Origin of the sequence: Actinomadura rubrisoli, from assembly GCF_004349215.1 — a bacterium.
Classification (GTDB): domain Bacteria; phylum Actinomycetota; class Actinomycetes; order Streptosporangiales; family Streptosporangiaceae; genus Spirillospora; species Spirillospora rubrisoli.
Window position 1 is genome coordinate 20,863 of record NZ_SMKU01000023.1, and the last position, 16,916, is coordinate 37,778.

Annotated in this window: 11 protein-coding genes and 1 pseudogene; 10 read left to right on the top strand and 2 right to left on the bottom strand. The window is 73.1% G+C overall.

The annotated features are described in order from the left end of the window. Positions 1-14: 14 nt before the first annotated feature. Positions 15-1,499 (top strand): Asp-tRNA(Asn)/Glu-tRNA(Gln) amidotransferase subunit GatB, encoded by a 1,485-nt coding sequence (gatB, locus tag E1298_RS07735; RefSeq protein ID WP_131890450.1) that lies wholly within the window; start codon positions 15-17, stop codon positions 1,497-1,499. Positions 1,500-1,594: 95 nt separating this feature from the next. Beyond that, positions 1,595-2,212 (top strand): Uma2 family endonuclease, encoded by a 618-nt coding sequence (locus tag E1298_RS07740; RefSeq protein WP_131890406.1) that lies wholly within the window; start codon positions 1,595-1,597, stop codon positions 2,210-2,212. A 6-nt stretch (positions 2,213-2,218) separates the two neighbouring features. On the opposite strand, the gene E1298_RS07745 is transcribed toward E1298_RS07740, so the two are convergent. Continuing rightward, positions 2,219-3,304, bottom strand: coding sequence for a PQQ-dependent sugar dehydrogenase (locus tag E1298_RS07745; RefSeq protein WP_131890408.1), 1,086 nt, complete (start codon positions 3,302-3,304; stop codon positions 2,219-2,221). Positions 3,305-3,787: 483 nt separating this feature from the next. On the opposite strand from E1298_RS07745, the gene E1298_RS07750 reads away from it, so the two are divergent. The 4 genes and pseudogenes from E1298_RS07750 to ilvC all read left to right on the top strand — a co-directional run bounded on the left by E1298_RS07750 (position 3,788) and on the right by ilvC (position 10,181). After that, on the top strand, positions 3,788-6,619 hold the full coding sequence (locus E1298_RS07750; RefSeq protein WP_131890410.1) for a putative bifunctional diguanylate cyclase/phosphodiesterase: 2,832 nt from the start codon (positions 3,788-3,790) through the stop codon (positions 6,617-6,619). A 228-nt stretch (positions 6,620-6,847) separates the two neighbouring features. After that, positions 6,848-8,602: pseudogene (locus E1298_RS07755) on the top strand (acetolactate synthase large subunit); the annotation flags it as partial. Between the two features lie 4 nt (positions 8,603-8,606). After that, complete coding sequence (ilvN, locus tag E1298_RS07760) at positions 8,607-9,131, top strand: acetolactate synthase small subunit (RefSeq protein WP_131890414.1); 525 nt, start codon at positions 8,607-8,609, stop codon at positions 9,129-9,131. A gap of 66 nt (positions 9,132-9,197) precedes the next feature. Beyond that, positions 9,198-10,181, top strand: coding sequence for a ketol-acid reductoisomerase (gene ilvC, locus E1298_RS07765; RefSeq protein WP_131890416.1), 984 nt, complete (start codon positions 9,198-9,200; stop codon positions 10,179-10,181). 116 nt (positions 10,182-10,297) lie between these two features. Here ilvC and E1298_RS07770 read toward each other — a convergent pair whose 3' ends face one another. After that, entirely contained in the window at positions 10,298-11,104 is an 807-nt protein-coding gene (locus E1298_RS07770) for a hypothetical protein (protein WP_131890418.1), read from the bottom strand. 151 nt (positions 11,105-11,255) lie between these two features. Here E1298_RS07770 and E1298_RS07775 point away from each other — a divergent pair, with 151 nt between their 5' ends. From E1298_RS07775 to E1298_RS07790, 4 genes are all read left to right on the top strand, one after another. Next, entirely contained in the window at positions 11,256-11,891 is a 636-nt protein-coding gene (locus E1298_RS07775; protein ID WP_131890420.1) for a PadR family transcriptional regulator, read from the top strand. Further along, positions 11,888-12,604, top strand: coding sequence for an ABC transporter ATP-binding protein (locus E1298_RS07780; RefSeq protein ID WP_131890422.1), 717 nt, complete (start codon positions 11,888-11,890; stop codon positions 12,602-12,604). Before E1298_RS07775 ends, E1298_RS07780 begins: the two co-directional genes overlap by 4 nt. Continuing rightward, positions 12,601-15,222, top strand: a complete 2,622-nt coding sequence (locus E1298_RS07785; RefSeq protein ID WP_165975359.1) for an ABC transporter permease — start codon at positions 12,601-12,603, stop codon at positions 15,220-15,222. Before E1298_RS07780 ends, E1298_RS07785 begins: the two co-directional genes overlap by 4 nt. Positions 15,223-15,318: 96 nt before the next feature. Further along, positions 15,319-16,857, top strand: coding sequence for a DUF2079 domain-containing protein (locus E1298_RS07790; RefSeq protein ID WP_243725438.1), 1,539 nt, complete (start codon positions 15,319-15,321; stop codon positions 16,855-16,857). Positions 16,858-16,916: the final 59 nt, after the last annotated feature.

A 16,916-nucleotide genomic window follows, 5' to 3' on the forward strand; every position in this document is an offset into this window, starting at 1 on the left:
CCGCACCGACCCTGATGGCCTACGACGAGGCGCTCGCCAAGTACGAGCCCGTCCTCGGCATCGAGACCCACATCGAGCTGGGCACCGCGTCCAAGATGTTCTGCGGCTGCCCGACCGGCTTCGGTGCCGAGCCCAACACGCAGGTGTGCCCGGTGTGCCTCGGCCTGCCCGGCTCGCTCCCGGTCACCAACCACGCCGCGATCGAGGGCATCATCAAGATCGGCCTGGCGCTCGACTGCGACATCGTCGAGTGGTGCAGGTTCGCCCGGAAGAACTACTTCTATCCGGACATGCCGAAGAACTATCAGATCTCCCAGTACGACGAGCCGCTCTGCGTCGACGGCCACCTGGACGTCGAGGTCGAGGGCGAGACGTACCGGATCGAGATCGAGCGCGTCCACATGGAGGAGGACACCGGCAAGTCGCTGCACGTCGGCGGAGCCACCGGCCGCATCCAGGGCGCCGAGTTCTCCCTGGTCGACTACAACCGGGCCGGCATCCCCCTCGTGGAGATCGTCACCAAGCCGATCCCGGCGACCGGCGACAAGGCCCCGCTCGTGGCCCGCGCCTACGCCACCGAGCTGCGCGAGCTCGTCCGGTCCCTGGGCGTCTCGGACGTGCGCATGGAGGAGGGCTCCATGCGCTGCGACGTCAACGTCTCCCTCATGCCGCGCGGCGCCGCCGAGTGGGGCACCCGCACCGAGACCAAGAACGTCAACTCGCTCCGCTCCGTCGAGCGCTCCGTCCGCTCCGAGATCGAGCGGCAGGCCGGCGTCCTGTCCTCCGGCGGACGCATCGTCCAGGAGACCCGCCACTTCCACGAGGACACGGGCCGCACCACCAGCGGGCGCAGCAAGGAGGAGGCGCAGGACTACCGCTACTTCCCCGAGCCCGACCTGGTCCCGATGGCGCCGTCCCGGGAGTGGGTGGAGGAGCTCCGCGCGTCCCTGCCCGAGCTGCCGGCCGCGCGGCGCCGCCGCGTCCAGGGCGAGTGGGGCCTGTCCGACCTGGAGCTGCGCGACGTCGTCAACGCGGGCGCCGTCGACCTCATCGAGGCGACGATCGCCCGGGGCGCCGACTCGGGCGCGGCCCGCAAGTGGTGGATGAACGAGCTGTCCCGCCGCGCCACCGAGCAGGGCGTGGAGCTGGCCGAGCTGCCGATCACCCCCGACCAGGTGGCCCGCGTCCAGGCGATGGTCGCCGCCGGGGAGCTGAACGACAAGCTGGCCCGCCAGGTCTTCGAGGGCGTCCTCGCCGGTGAGGGCACGCCCGACGAGGTCGTCGCCGCCCGCGGCCTGAAGGTCGTCAGCGACGAGGGCGAGCTGGCCTCGATCGTCGACCAGGTGATCGCCGACAACGCCGCCGTGGCCGACAAGGTCCGCTCCGGCAAGGTCGCCGCCGCCGGCGCCCTCGTCGGCGCCGTCATGAAGGCCACCCGCGGCCAGGCCGACGCCGGCCGCGCCCGCGAGCTGATCCTCGAAAAGCTCACCACCTCCTAACGGCCCACGCCGTCCCGTGCCCCCACCACGGGACGGCGCCCGGCCCACAATCCGAACGGGCCGGGCGGGGCTGAGACGTCCAAGGAATTTGGCACATGACGGTATTGCCGGACGACTACTGGTTGTTAAGGGTTCGTCCCCAGCCTGTAACGGCTGAGGAGTACGAGCTGCTTCCCGAGGACGTCTCGCGAATGATCGAGATCGTGGGCGGCCAGGTGGTGTTCCGCGAGTCGCCTGACCTCCGGCATCAGAGAGCGGCGCGTCGACTGGCCGACCTCATCGAAGCCCACGCTCGCGCGGCGATGAACCGTGGTCGTGGTTGCCTGGAGGTCGACACCGACGTCGACTTGCGCCTGCGTGAGGTGCCCTTGCTGAACCGGCGGCCCGATGCCGTCCTCTACCGGTGCCTCGATCGCGAGGACGACGAACGCCTTCGTGCCGAGCATGCCCTTCTCGTCGCCGAGATCGTTTCCCCGGGTTCGGAGACCGTGGACACCGCTCACAAGCTCGGCGGGTATGCGAAGGCGGGAATCCCGCATTACTGGATCGTCTGGCTCGACGAGACCGGCGTCTCCGCCATCGAGCGATACCAGCTCGACCGGCCGACCAGGCTGTACAAGCACGTGAACACGTTGATGAGGGAGGCGGGGGGAACGCCGGAGATCGGCCTTCCCATCCCTATCACCGTCGATTGGGACGAGCTGGAGTACTGAGGCGGGTCAGCGGAGGGGGATGGTGAGGATTCGGTCGTCGTCCTTGGACGGGTCGGCGCGGCCGTCGCGGTTGCTGGTGGTGATCCAGAGGGAGCCGTCGGGGGCGCGGACGGCGGCGCGGAGGCGGCCGTAGGAGTCGTGGAAACGGGCTATGGGGCGGCCCGGCCGTCCGTTGTCCAGGGGGATCTGCCAGAGGCGGCGGCCTTGGAGGGCGGCGGCCCACAGGGAGCCGCCGGCGTAGGCGAGGCCGGACGGGGACGCCTCGTCGGTCGTCCAGGTCAGGAGCGGGTCGGTGAGGCCTTCGCGGCGGCCGACTCCCTCGACGGTGGGCCAGCCGTAATTTCGGCCTTTCTCGATGTGGTTGATCTCGTCGAAACGGTCCTGTCCGAATTCGGTGGCGAAGAGTCGTGCGCGGTCGTCCCAGGCGATGCCCTGGACGTTGCGGTGGCCGTAGGTCCAGACGCGGGAACCGAAGGGATTGCCGGGCGCGGGCGCGCCCTCGGGGGTGACGCGCAGGATCTTGCCGCCGAGGGACTTCCTGTCCGGCGCCTTGCCGGGCTCCCCGGTCTCGCCGGTGGTGACGTACAGCATTCCGTCGGGGCCGAAGGCGAGCCGGCCGCCGTTGTGGTTGCCGCCCTTGGGGATGCCGGTGACGATCGGACGGGCCGCGCCGAGGCGGCCGTCGTAGGCGGCCTTGACGACGCGGTTGTCGCCGGAGGCGGTGTAATAGAGGTAGATCAGGTGGTCGCGGGCGTAGGCGGGGGAGACCGCGACGCCCAGCAGGCCGCCCTCGCCCTGCGGGTCGACGTCCGGGACCTTGCCGATGATCGTCTTCTGACCTGCGGGGGTGACGCGCAGGAGGCGGGCCGTGTCGCGCTCCGTCACGAGCGCGTCGCCGCCGGGCAGGAAGGCCACGGCCCACGGGACGCTCAGCCCCGTCACCAGGGTCCGCGGGGCACCGGGCGCGCCCGCGCCGGTCTTGGACGCGAGGGGCGCGGGGGTGTGCGGGGCGCCCTCATCGGACGGCGAGGACGAGGAGCAGGCCGCCAGCAGCAGCGCGGCCGCGCCCAGGACGATCGGGTGCTTACGCATGTGAACGCCTCCCGGTGGTGGTACGGACGCGGCGGGCCGCTCGTTCCAGGATGTCATGGGCCGATCGCCTCTGATCGGAGGCGGGCCGGCCGCGGCAAGGCGGACGACATGGGACGCGGGGGAGTGAAAATGGTCACTCTGTGTGATGTATCTCAACGGTGACGATCGGGTTTCGGACCTCCCAAGTCGGTCCCCGGCACGGTCCTTCGTCGCCGGGAGGACGCCGGGCCTCAATCGCTCCGTGACCTATGGAACGTACATTGAGCGACACGGTGATCCCGCAGTGCAGCAATGTCGCTGATCTCGGCCGGCGCAGGCGATGCCCCCGTCGGCGGCCCGCGCCGACCCTGCGCGGGGCACGATCCATGACCGACCGGGCGTTATCCGACCGGTGAGGTCGTCGGACCCAATCACTCCTCCGGCGCGGTGCGGCGCCTGCGAGGACCCGAGCGCTCCCGGCGGGGCAGGAAGGGACACGGCGCGATGAGCGGCGAGAACGCCAGGCGGATGCCGCCTCGGCCGCTGCCGGTCGCCACGGCCGCGGTCGTCGGCGTGCTGTACGCCGTCGGCTCGCTGCTGGGCTGGGGCGGCACGGCCTTCATCGCCTGGGCCGAGGCGGGCGCCGCGGGCGCCGCGGCGGTCTCCCTGCTGCTGTCGTCCCGGGGCCCGAGGGGCGCCGCGGCCGAGAGCGGCCCCGGCGGCGTCTGGCGCGTCTCCCGGCGCTGGTACGGGATCGCGGCGGCCTGCTGGTTCGTGGGCGCCCTGGGCACCGCCGCGTCCGACAACATCAGCCGCAGCGCGCTGTCGCTGTCGGTCCCCGACCTGTTCTACCTGGCCGCCGTGACCGCGCTGGTGACGGGCCTGATCGTCCCGATCAGGCTGCCGCGCGACGTCGCGACCTGGCTGCGCTACGGCGCCGACACCTACGTCTGCGCGTGCGCGCTGTTCGTGCTGAGCTGGGTGGCGCTGTTCAGCTCGCTCTACCACCAGACGGAGGAGTCCCCGTCCGAGTTCCTCCTGGAGCTCCTGTACCCGCTGATCGACACCGTGCTCGTGTGCGCGGCGCTGCCGTTCGTCCTCGGCGCCGCGCGCGGGCACCGGCGGCCGTCCTGGATGGGGTTCGGCGCGCTGGTGGCGTTCGCGGTCGCCGACATCGTGACCACGGTCGTCCGGCTGGACGGCGGCGCGCCCGCCGACGACCCGGCCGACATCCTGCGCCTCGGCGGGCTGCTCCTGCTGCTCCTGGTGCCCTGGACGGGAACGGCCGTCCCGGCGCCGGACGAGGTCGACGACATCCCCGAGGACGTGGCGGTGCCGGCGGCCGACGAGCGCGGCCGGATGATCGGGCCCGGCCTCGCGCCCGCCGCGATCGCCGCCGCGGCCGCCCTGTTCGTCGCCGGGCACTCGCTGACCGGCGACGACGGCCTGGAGCCGGTCGTGTCGATCGTCGCGGGCTCGGCCGTGCTGGTGCTGCTGGCGCGGCTGGCGGGCCTGCTGCGCGAGAACGACGCGCTGCGCCGGGCCGTCGACACCGGCGAGGAGCACTTCCGGGCCCTGTCGGAGAGCATCAACGACGCGGTGCTGATCTGCGACCTGGACGCCACCGTCCGGTACGCCAGCGCCGGGGCCCTCCGGACGTACCGCTACACCGCCGACGAGCTGCTCGGACGGCCCCTGCACGAGATCGTCCACCCCGAGGACGTGCCGCGCGTCCAGGAGGCGTTCACCGAGTTCCTCGACGAGGACGCCGCCTTCCCCGACTCGCTGCGCGTGTCCTGCCGGGTGCGGGCGGCCGACGGGACGTGGCTGCCGACCGAGTCCACCATCTCCCGCTACGCCGGGACGGGGGAGGCACCCGGGCGGCTGCTCGTCACGACCCGGGACCTCAGCGAGCAGGCGGCGCTGCAGCGGCAGGTCGCGCACCTGACCTTCCACGACGGGCTGACGGGCCTGCCGAACCGGGCCTACTTCGAGGAGCGGACGCGGGAGGTGCTGTCCCGGCAGCGGGACGGCGGCAAGGTCGCGGTCGTGTTCGTCGACCTGGACGGCTTCACGGCGGTGAACGATTCGGCCGGGCACGCGGCGGGCGACCAGGTGCTGGCGCAGGCCGCCCGGCGGCTGCGCGCGACCGTCCAGGCCGATGACACCGTGGCCCGCTGGGGCGGGGACGAGTTCGCCGTGCTCATGCAGCTCCCGTCCGACGAGCGGGAGACGCGGGCCGCGGTGGAGCTGGCCGGGCGGCTCCTGCGGGTGCTGTCGATCGACCCGTACCAGGTGGGCAGCAAGCACATCGTGCTGACGGCGAGCGTCGGCATCGCGTTCTCCGGGGACGAGGAGGAGCGCGGCGGGCGCGGCGCTGCGGGCGGCGGGAGCGAGGCCGGCCGCCGGCTGCGGCGCTCGGCCGCCGACCTGATCCGCAACGGCGACCTCGCCATGGCGCGCGCGAAGGAGCTGGGCGGCGGCCGGGTCGAGGTGTTCGCGCCGCACATGCACGCCGACGTCGTCCGGCGGCTGGAGCTTGGCAGCGACCTTCAGCGGGCGCTGGCCGAGGAGCAGTTCGCGGTGGAGTTCCAGCCGGTGGTGGACCTCGCGACGTCCCGGGTGACCGGGGTGGAGGCGCTGCTGCGCTGGTGGCGGGACGGCGAGTCGGTGCCGCCGGAGGAGTTCATCGGCCCGGCGGAGGAGTCCGGCCTGATGATCCCGCTCGGCGACTGGGTGCTGCGCGAGGCGTGCCGCGAGGTGGCCCGCTGGCGCCGCGACTCCTGGGACGTGGGCCTGTCGGTCAACTTCACCGCCCGGCAGATCGGCGCGCCCCGGTTCGTGGAGTCGGTCGCGGCGGCGCTGGCCGAGACGGGGCTGCCGCCGCAGGCGCTCACCCTGGAGGTGCGGGAGGAGGTCCTCGTCGAGGACGCGGGCCAGAACGTGGAGCGGCTGTCGGCGCTGCGCGACCTCGGCGTCCGGCTGGCGATCGACGACTTCGGCACCGGGTACGCCTCGCTCGCCTACCTCGGGCAGCTCCCGGTGGACATCATCAAGATCGACCCGTCGTTCGTGGCGGGGCTCGGCTCGGACGAGACCCTGACGCTGCTCACCCGCACGATCGTCCGGCTGGGGCGCGACCTGGGGCTGACCGTGGTCGCGGAGGGCATCGAGCGGCCGGAGCAGCTGGAGCTGCTGCGCGAGATGGACTGCCCGCGCGGGCAGGGCTTCCTCGTGGCGCGGCCGATGGCGGCGGGGCGGGTGGAGTCCCTGGTGCGGACGAACCTCACGGCGCAGGGCAGGCCCGGCGAGGTCCCGCTGCCCCTCCCGGGCTGATGGGACGCCTTCCGTCTCATTTACCGAGACGATGTGTCCAAGGATTTGACCCGCGGCCCGAAGTCGGCGAAAGTGAGTCCCGTGCAGAGCACTTCCATCATCCTCGTAGTACTTGGTCGGCGCGCAGGCTGACCAAGCTTCTCGACCTGCGCGCCTCCCCTCGACCGCTTCACGGCGGCGGGGGTTTTTTGTTGCCCGGCGAGCCCAGACCCTCTCCCCAAGGAAACGCAGACCATGACGACCGAACAGATCACGGGAGCCCAGGCGCTGGTCCGCGCCCTGGAGAACGTCGGCGTCGACACCGTGTTCGGCATCCCGGGGGGCGCGATCCTCCCGGCCTACGACCCGATCTTCGACTCCCGCAAGCTGCGCCACATCCTCGTCCGGCACGAGCAGGGCGCCGGGCACGCCGCGCAAGGCTACGCGATGGCCACCGGCAAGGTCGGGGTGTGCATGGCCACGAGCGGGCCGGGCGCGACCAACCTGGTCACCGCGATCTCCGACGCCTACATGGACTCGGTGCCGATCGTGGCCATCACCGGCCAGGTGGCGTCCTCCCTCATCGGGACCGACGGGTTCCAGGAGGCCGACATCGCCGGCATCACGATGCCGATCACCAAGCACAACTTCCTGGTGACCAAGGCCGAGGACATCGCCCGCACCATCGCCGAGGCGTTCCACATCGCCGGCACGGGACGCCCCGGACCGGTCCTGGTGGACATCGCCAAGGACGCCCTCCAGGCCACGGTGGGCTTCACCTGGCCCGTCCAGCTCCAGCTTCCCGGGTACCGTCCCGTCACCCGGCCGCACTCCAAGCAGGTCCGCGAGGCGGCACGGCTGATCGTCGAGGCGGACCGCCCGGTGCTGTACGTCGGGGGCGGCGTGCTGAAGGCCGGCGCGTCCGCCGAGCTGAAGGTGCTCGCCGAGCTGACCGGCGCGCCCGTCGTCACGACCCTGATGGCCAAGGGCGCGCTGCCCGACAGCCACCCCCTGCAGATGGGCATGCCGGGCATGCACGGCGCGGTCGGCGCGGTCGGCGCGCTGCAGCGCTCGGACCTGCTGGTCGCGCTCGGCGCCCGGTTCGACGACCGCGTCACCGGCAAGCTGGACGGCTTCGCCCCGCACGCCAAGGTCGTCCACGCCGACATCGACCCGGCGGAGATCTCCAAGAACCGGCACGCGGACGTCCCGATCGTCGGCGACGCCCGCGAGGTCATCGCCGACCTGATCGTCGCCATCCAGAACGAGCACGCGGCGGGCCACACGGGCGACTACGAGGAGTGGTGGCGGCAGCTGAACGCCTGGCGCGACACCTACCCGCTGGGCTACGACACCCCGTCGGACGGGTCGCTGTCCCCGCAGTACGTCATCGAGCGCATCGGCAAGCTCGCGGGACCGGACGCGTACTACGTCGCGGGCGTCGGGCAGCACCAGATGTGGGCCGCGCAGTTCATCAAGTACGAGCGGCCGGGAGCGTTCCTCAACTCCGGCGGCGCGGGCACGATGGGCTACGCCGTCCCGGCGGCGATGGGCGCCAAGGTCGGCGCGCCCGGCACCCAGGTGTGGGCGATCGACGGCGACGGCTGCTTCCAGATGACCAACCAGGAGCTCGCCACCTGCGCGATCGAGGGGATCCCCGTCAAGGTCGCCGTGATCAACAACGGCAACCTCGGCATGGTCAGGCAGTGGCAGACGCTGTTCTACGACGGGCGCTATTCCAACACGAATCTGCACGCCGCCAAGCGCATCCCCGACTTCGTCAAGCTCGCCGAGGCGTACGGTTGCGTCGGGCTGCGCTGCGACCGGGCCGAGGACGTCGACGCGGTCATCGCCAAGGCCATGGAGATCAACGACGCGCCCGTCGTGATCGACTTCGTCGTCCACCAGGACGCGATGGTGTGGCCGATGGTCGCCGCCGGCACCACCAACGACGACATCAAGATCGCCCGGGATATGGCGCCCGACTGGGAGAACGGAGACTGACCCGATGAGCCTGCACACCCTCTCGGTGCTGGTGGAGAACAAGCCGGGGATCCTGGCACGGGTCGCGGCCCTGTTCTCCCGGCGCGGCTTCAACATCGAGTCCCTCGCGGTCGGCACCACCGAGCATCCGGACATCTCCCGGATGACGATCGTGGTGAACGTCGCCGACCTGCCGCTGGAGCAGGTCACCAAGCAGCTCAACAAGCTGATCAACGTCCTGAAGATCGTCGAGCTCGACCGGTCGGCGTCGGTCCAGCGCGAGCTGGTGCTGGTGAAGGTCCGGGCCGACGCCGAGACCCGTTCGCAGGTCCTGGAGACGGTCCAGCTGTTCCGTGCGAAGGTGGTGGACGTCGCCCCGGACGCGGTCACCATCGAGGTCACCGGGAACCGCGACAAGCTGGACGCCTTCATCCGGGTCCTGGAGCCGTTCGGGATCAAGGAGCTGGTGCAGTCGGGCATGGTGGCCGTCGGCCGCGGCGCCCGCTCCATCACCGACCGCTCGCTGCGGGCCATCGAGCGCAGCGCGTGATCGGTTCCGTCATCGAATTCAACGCCGTGATCGACAACACTGAAAGGCAGCAGCACTGTGGCTGAGATGTTCTACGACGACGCCGCCGACCTGAGCGTGATCCAGGGCCGGCACGTGGCGATCATCGGCTACGGCAGCCAGGGGCACGCGCACGCGCTCTCCCTGCGCGACTCGGGGGTCGACGTGCGGGTCGGGCTCCGCGAGGGCTCGGCCAGCCGGGAGAAGGCCGAGGCGGAGGGCCTGCGCGTCGTCACCCCGGCCGAGGCGGCCGAGGAGGCCGACCTCATCATGCTGCTGGCCCCCGACCACCACCACCGCGAGATCTTCGAGAAGGACATCAGGCCCGCGCTCGTCGAGGGCGACGCGCTGTTCTTCGGCCACGGCTTCAGCATCCGCTACGGCCTCGTCCAGCCGCCGGAGGGCGTGGACGTGGCGATGGTGGCGCCGAAGGGCCCGGGCCACCTCGTCCGCCGCCAGTTCGTCGCCGGACGCGGCGTGCCGGTGATCGTGGCCGTGGAGAAGGACGCCTCGGGCGGCGCCTGGCCGTTGGCGCTCTCCTACGCCAAGGCCATCGGCGGCCTGCGCGCGGGCGGCATCAGGACCTCCTTCACCGAGGAGACCGAGACCGACCTGTTCGGCGAGCAGGCCGTGCTGTGCGGCGGCGCGTCCGAGCTGGTCAAGACCGGGTTCGAGGTGCTGACCGAGGCCGGCTACCAGCCGGAGGTCGCCTACTTCGAGGTGCTGCACGAGCTGAAGCTGATCGTCGACCTCATGTACGAGGGCGGCCTGTCCAAGATGTACTGGTCGGTGTCCGACAACGCCGAGTACGGCGGCCACAGCCGCGGCCCGCGCGTGATCACGCCGGAGACCAAGGCCGCGATGAAGAAGATCCTCGGCGAGATCCAGTCCGGCGCCTACGCCAAGGAGCTGGTGGAGGAGTTCGAGGGCGGCCAGAAGCAGTTCGGCAGGTACCGCGAGGAGCTCGCCGAGCACCCGGTCGAGAAGACGGGCGCGGAGCTGCGCCCGATGATGAGCTGGATCAACGACTGAGCTCCGGCTCGTTTTCCCGGGCCGCCGGGCGGGGTTCTCCTCGCCGGGCGGCCCGGTGGTCCGTCCGTCCCGGGTGGCCCGGTGGTCGTCCGTGCCGGGCGGCCCGGAGCGCGGGATCAGCGTGAGAGCCGGCGCCTGATCCGGGTGAGCAGTGGCGTGCCGCCCGCGCCGTCGTTCACCAGCAGCGCCAGGTGGCCGCCCTTGGTGAAGTAGACGGTGACGTCCTTGCCGGTGCCGTCGTGCGCGGAGCCGGTCGTCCGCCGCTGCGGGACGGTCTTGAGCCTGCCGGGCCGCACCGACCCGAACCGGGCCTCCCGCCGCACCCCGAGCGCCGTCGCCGCCACGTGGACGTCCCAGCGTCCCGGATCGACCGCGGCCGGGTCGATGATCGCCTCGAAGTCCTCCGCCGCGCGCTCCCGGGACTCGGCGGAGAAGCAGCGCTCCTTGCCCGACGTGCGCTCCCGCAGGATGACGTCCACGGCCGTCCGGTGCGTGTCGACGCGCTCCAGGCGCGCCGCGCCGCGGATCCGTACCCGCCTGCCCTGCCAGGTGACCGCGTCCAGCCGGTGCTCCACGCCGACCTCGGTGGTGATGTCGGCGTCCCGCCGGGGGACGCCGCGCAGGTAGGGGTACATCGCGTAGACCCGTCCGCCGACCACGACGGCGCCCGCCGGGCTGCCCTCCACCTCGTCGCGGATGAGCCGCTCCAGTTCCTCGCCCATCCCGTGCAGGATGCAGAACGCCCTGAGCCGCACGGACGCGGGCAGCGCGGCCCGCGCCGCGTCGCTCAGCCCCTCCTCGCCGATGACCTGCCTCGTGCCCTCGACCAGCCGCTCGCGCTGGCGGTGGTCGAGGTCCAGGTAGCGGTGGTCGTACACGCGCAGGACGTCGCGCAGGACACTGATCGTGCTGTCCGAGGTCACGGGTCTCTCCTGGTCGGCTCTCATCGTCGGCCGGAACACCGGTTACGTTAAGCCTCCGATCGGTCGCTCACAGTGAAACATCGCGACCGTGTCTCCGGGGATGCATACGCGGTATTGTCAGGGGGATACGCGGTATGCATACTTGGTAGGTATGTCGATCCGTCATGGTCTGCTGGCGCTGCTGTCCCAGGGACCGCGCTACGGCTACCAGCTGCGCGCCGAGTTCGAGTCGTCCACCGGGGCCACCTGGCCGCTCAACATCGGGCAGGTGTACTCCACGCTGTCGCGGCTGGAGCGGGACGAGATGGTCACCCGCGTCGGCGCCGACGACGAGGGCCGGTTCGTCTACCGGATCACCGCGGCGGGCGAGCAGGACGTGCGGCGCTGGTTCGCCACCCCGATCGCCCGCGCCGACCGGCCCCGCGACGAGCTGGCGATCAAGCTGGCCATGGCCGTCACCACGCCCGGCGTCGACGTCCGGCACGTCGTGCAGACCCAGCGCACCGCCACCCTGCGCGCCCTCCAGGACCTCACCAGGCTCAAGGCCGACGCGCCGGCCGTCCCCGCCGAGCAGGGCGACCGCGCCTGGCGGCTCGTCCTGGAATCCATGATCTACCAGGCGGAGGCGGAGGTGCGCTGGCTCGACCACTGCGAGTCCTACGTCGTGCGCGCCGCGCCGCCCGCCGCCGCCCCGCCCGCCGTCGCGCCGCCCGCCGCTCCCGACGCGCCGTCCGGCGATCCGTCCCCGGCTGGGGAGCCCGCCGACTCCAAGGAGGCACGCCGATGAGCGTCCTTGCCATGCACGCCGTCTCCCGCGACCACGGGACGGGAGCGGGCCTCGTCCACGCGCTGCGGGAGGTGAGCCTGGAGGTCGCGGCGGGCGAGTTCGTCGCCGTGATGGGCCCATCGGGGTCGGGCAAGTCCACTCTGCTGACGCTGGCCGGGGGCCTCGACACCCCCACGTCCGGGCAGGTCGTGGTCGAGGGCGCCGACCTCGGCGCGCTCGGCCGGGCCGGGCGCTCCGCGGTGCGCCGCCGCGGCATCGGCTACGTCTTCCAGGACCTCAACCTCATCCCGAGCCTCACCGCGGCCGAGAACGTCATGCTGCCCCGCGAGCTCGACGGCGTCCGCGCCCGCCAGGCCCGCAAGGAGGCGGGGGCGGCCCTGCGGGAGGTCGGGGTGGCCGAGCTGGCCGACCGGTTCCCGGACGAGATGTCCGGCGGCCAGCAGCAGCGGGTGGCGATCGCCCGCGCGCTGGTCGGCGACCGGCGGCTCGTCCTGGCCGACGAGCCGACCGGCGCGCTCGACAGCCAGACGGGCGAGGACGTCATGCGGATCCTGCGGGGCCGCTGCGACGCGGGCGCCGCCTGCCTGATGGTCACCCACGAGTCGCGGCACGCCGCATGGGCCGACCGGGTCGTGTTCCTGCGCGACGGCCAGATCATCGACGCCACGCCCGCCCGGCCCGGTCCCGAGACGCTCTTGCAGGAGGCGCAGTGAGAAGCCACCGTCCGGCGCTGCGCATGGCGCGGCGGGACGCGCTGCGCTCCAAGGGCCGCACGGCGCTCGTCCTGTGCATGATCGGCCTGCCCGTCACGGTGATCGTGGCGCTGGCCGTCCTGCTGAAGACCAGCGCATGGTCCCCGCGTGAGGAGCTGCCCTACGAGATCGGCGCCGCCGACGCCCGGCTCACCGACGCCGGCCGCGTCCCCGTCCAGCAGAGGCCGGACGACGACGAGTTCTCCACCAGCCAGGCGTCCGGGGGCGGAAACGACCGGCCCTGGACGACGGCCGAGATCACCCGGCAGGTCACCGCGAAGTACGGTCCGGGGGCGCGCGTCCTGCCCTGGAGCAAGAGCGGGCTGATCTCCCTCAAGACCACCCGCGGCTATCTGCGGGCCGAACTCACCGGGCTGGACGTGCGCGACCCCATGGCGCGCGGGCTCTTCAAGATCACCAAGGGGCGGGCGCCCGCCGCGCCCGGCGAAATCGCCCTGTCGCCGTCGTTCGGCGGGCACGGGTTCCCGATCGGTGCCCTCGCCCAGGTCGACCGCGACGGCACGAAGAAGCGCGTCGTCGGCTACGTGAAGGAGCCGCGACAGCCCGGCGCGGCCGTCGCGCTGACGCTGCCCGGCGCGTTCCCCGGCCGGCAGGAGCCGTTGCTGCAGTGGCTGATCGACGCGGGCAAGCCGGTGACCTGGGCCGATGTCACCGAGTTCAACAAGTCCGGGATCACGGTCCTGTCCCGCGCCGTCGTGCTGGACCCGCCGCCCCCGCCTCCCGCCGACTCGCCGCTCGGCGGCGAGCAGGCGACGCGGGGGGCCGAGCCGGCGGTCGCCGCGATGATCGCCGCGATGATCGTCCTGGAGGTGGTGCTGCTGGCCGGGCCCGCCTTCGCGGTGGGGATGCGCCGGCAGCGCCGGCAACTCGCGCTCGTCGCGGCGGCGGGCGGCGAGGCCCGGCACCTGCGCGCCGTCGTGCTCGCGAGCGGGCTCGTCCTCGGCGGCGCCGCCGCGCTGGGCGGGGCGGTGCTCGGGCTGCTCGGCGCCGCCGCGGCCAAGCCGGCCGTCGAGGCGTGGAGGGAGACCCTGCTGGGCCCGTTCGACGTGCCCTGGTCGCTGGTCGCCCTCACGATGGCGCTCGGGGCGGGCAGCGGCCTGCTGGCCGCGTACGCGCCCGCCAGGCAGGCCGGGCGGATGGACGTCGTCGCGGCCCTGGCCGGGCGCCGGGACGGGGGCCGGGCCCGCCGGGGCTGGCCCATCGCCGGTGCCGTCGTGATCGCCGGGGGAGCGGTCGTCTGCCTCGTCGGCGTCCGGTCGCTGCGGGAGTTCGGGGCCGCGATCGGCGCCGCCGCGATCATCCTCGGCTGCGTGATGGCGGCGCCCTGGGTGGTCGGCGCGGCGGGACGCCTCGCCCGGGGGCTCCCGCTGCCGCTGCGCCTCGCCGTCCGGGACGGCTCCCGCAACCGGGGCCGCGCCGCGCCCGCGGTCGCCGCGATCATGGCGGCCGTCGCCGGGATCACCGCGCTGGCCATCGGGGCCGCCAGCGACTTCCAGCAGCAGCGGCAGGAGTACCAGGCGCAGCTGCCCATGGGGACGACCCTGGTGAGGCCGCCGGCCGACCGGGTGGACGCCGTGGGACGCGCCGTCCAGCGCGAGCTGCCGGGGGTGCCGGTGCTCCCCGTCCGGGCCCTGCCCGGGGAGAACTCGATCTGCGAGGGCGACGACCCGGCGAAATGCCCCAGCGTCTCGTTCTCCGCGCGGCCCCCCGGCGACCACACCCAGACGATCATCCTGGGCAGCGTGGTGGGCGGTGCCCGCGAGGCGCGGCTGGTTCTCGGCCGCGACGATCCCGCCGTGGCCGCGGCGCTGGCCGCCGGGAAGATCGTCCTGTTCGGCACCCGGCCGCTCGCCCAGGGGACGACCACCGCGACGATCTCGGTATGGGACGACGAGCGGGAGGAACCCCGCGCCATCAGGAAGGTGCCGGGGCTGCCCGCGGTCGGCTTCGCCGAGGACCCCCACGTGCAGGCCCTCGTGCCCCCGTCGCTCGCCGGACGGGTCGGGCTCCCCGTCCGGACGGAGGCGTTCGGGGTGGACCGGGCCGACCATCGGGTCACCAAGGCCGAGCAGTCCCGGCTGGAGGAGGCCCTGCGAGGCTTCACCGAGGACGACGGCTCGGTCTACGTCGAGCGGGGCTTCACCGGCTCGTTCAACGAGACGCTGCTCTTCCTCGCCGCGGCCGCCGCCGTGCTCACGCTCGGTGGCGCGCTGATCGCCACGGGCCTGTCGTCCGCGGACGCCCGCCCGGACCTCGCGACCCTGGCCGCCGTCGGCGCCCGCCCGCGGACGCGCCGGCTGCTGATGATGGGGCAGGCGGGATTCATCGCCGCGCTCGGCTGCTGGCTCGGCATCGCGGCGGGCCTCGTCCCCGGCATCGCCGCGGCACGGCCGCTCACCGACGAGCCGTCCGACGCCCCCGGCGGGGCCCACGGCCCGATCGTCGTCTTCCCGTGGCCGCTGCTCCTGGTGATCGGCATCGCCGTCCCGCTGGTGGCCGCCACGGCCGCGGGCCTGTTCACCCGCTCCCGCCTCCCGATGTCCCAGCGGGTCGCCTGACCCCTTTCACCCCTGCGGGGGTCGTTGCCGTGCGGGCCCGCACGGCAACGACCCGCCGCGACTCACGGGAGAGGGGTTGCTGGTAGCGTCCGGCGCGTGGCTGAGGCGGTTGTCGTGGAGGGGCGTGCGGACGAGGCCCCGGCCGGCCGCTTCGGACGGCTGCGGCGGCGGCGCCGGAACGCGGCGCTGTACGCGCTGGTCGCGCTGACCGCGGCCTTCTACGCGGCGTACTCGCTGATGCGGCTGCGGGCGTTCCGGGCCAGCAGCTACGACCTGGTGATCTTCGACCAGGCGGTCCGCTCCTACAGCCGGTTCGGGGCGCCCGTCGCGATGGTCAAGGGCGTGCACAACGGCTTCGGGCCCGGCTTCTCGGTCCTCGGCGACCACTTCTCGCCGATCCTCGCGCTGCTCGCGCCGCTGTACTGGATCCACGACGGGCCCGGCACGCTGCTGGTCGCGCAGGCCGTCCTGTTCGCGCTCGCGATCGTCCCGATCCGGCGGTACGCGCAGCGGCGGCTCGGCGGTGCCGCCGCCTCCTGCGTCGCCGCCGCGTACGCGCTGTCGTGGCCCGTCGCCGAGGCCCTCGCGTTCGACTTCCACGAGGTCGCGTTCGTCCCGGTGCTGTCGGCGCTGATGATCGAGCGGTACGACGCGGGACGGCGCGGCCAGGCGGCCGCCGCCGCGCTCGCCCTGCTGCTGGTGAAGGAGGACATGGGCCTCCTGGTCGCGGGCTTCGGGCTGTTCCTGCTGACCCGGCACGACGAGCACGGCGAACGCAGCGAACGCGGCCGCGACCGGCGCGCGGGCCTCGCCTGCGTCGCGGTCGGGCTGGCCGCGACCTGGGTGTGCTCCCGGCTCGCCATCGCCGCGTTCGGCGGCGACAACGACTACTACTGGGCGTACGGGTCGCTCGGCCCGGACCTGCCGCACGCCGCCGTCCACGCGCTGACCAACCCGTGGGACGTGGTGAGCGTCCTCGGCACCCCTCCGGCCAAGGTGGGGACGATGGCGCTGCTCGTCCTGCCGCTGCTCCTGCTGCCGCTGGCGTCGCCGCTGACGCTCACCGCCCTGCCCCTGCTCGCCGAGCGGATGCTGGCCAGCCGCTTCGACAACTGGTGGGAGCCGCGCTTCCACTACAACGCGTTCATCATCGCCGTGCTCGTCCTGGCCTCGGTGGACGGCGCTGTACGGCTGCGTGAGCGGCTGAAAGGGCGGCTGAGGGGGCGGTCCCTGCGGTTGCCTGCCGCGCTGCCCGCGGCGGGGTTGCTGGCCGCCTCGGCCGTCTGCGTGCCGTTCTTCGCGTTCGCCCACCTGGCCGATCCCGCGCTCTGGGCCCGCAACGACCGGGCACGGGCCGCCGCTGCGGTGGCCGCCCGGATCCCGGACGGGGCGCTGGTCGAATCGGCCAACGTCATCGGGCCCGCGCTGTCGGGCCGCGCCCGCGTCCTGCTGTGGGACGGGCAGCCGCGCCAGGCGCCCTGGGTCGTCGCCGACGTCCAGCGGCTTGAGTTCCCGTTCCGGACGGTGCAAGAGCAGCGGGACAGGGTCGGGGCGCTGATCGCGGCCGGGTACCGGGAGGTCTACCGCGCGAACGGATACGTCGTGCTCCACCGGGACGGGCCCGACCCCTGGTGACGGCCCCGGGCACCGCAATAAACCGATCGTTTGGACGGTTGTCCAATGACCGACTGCCG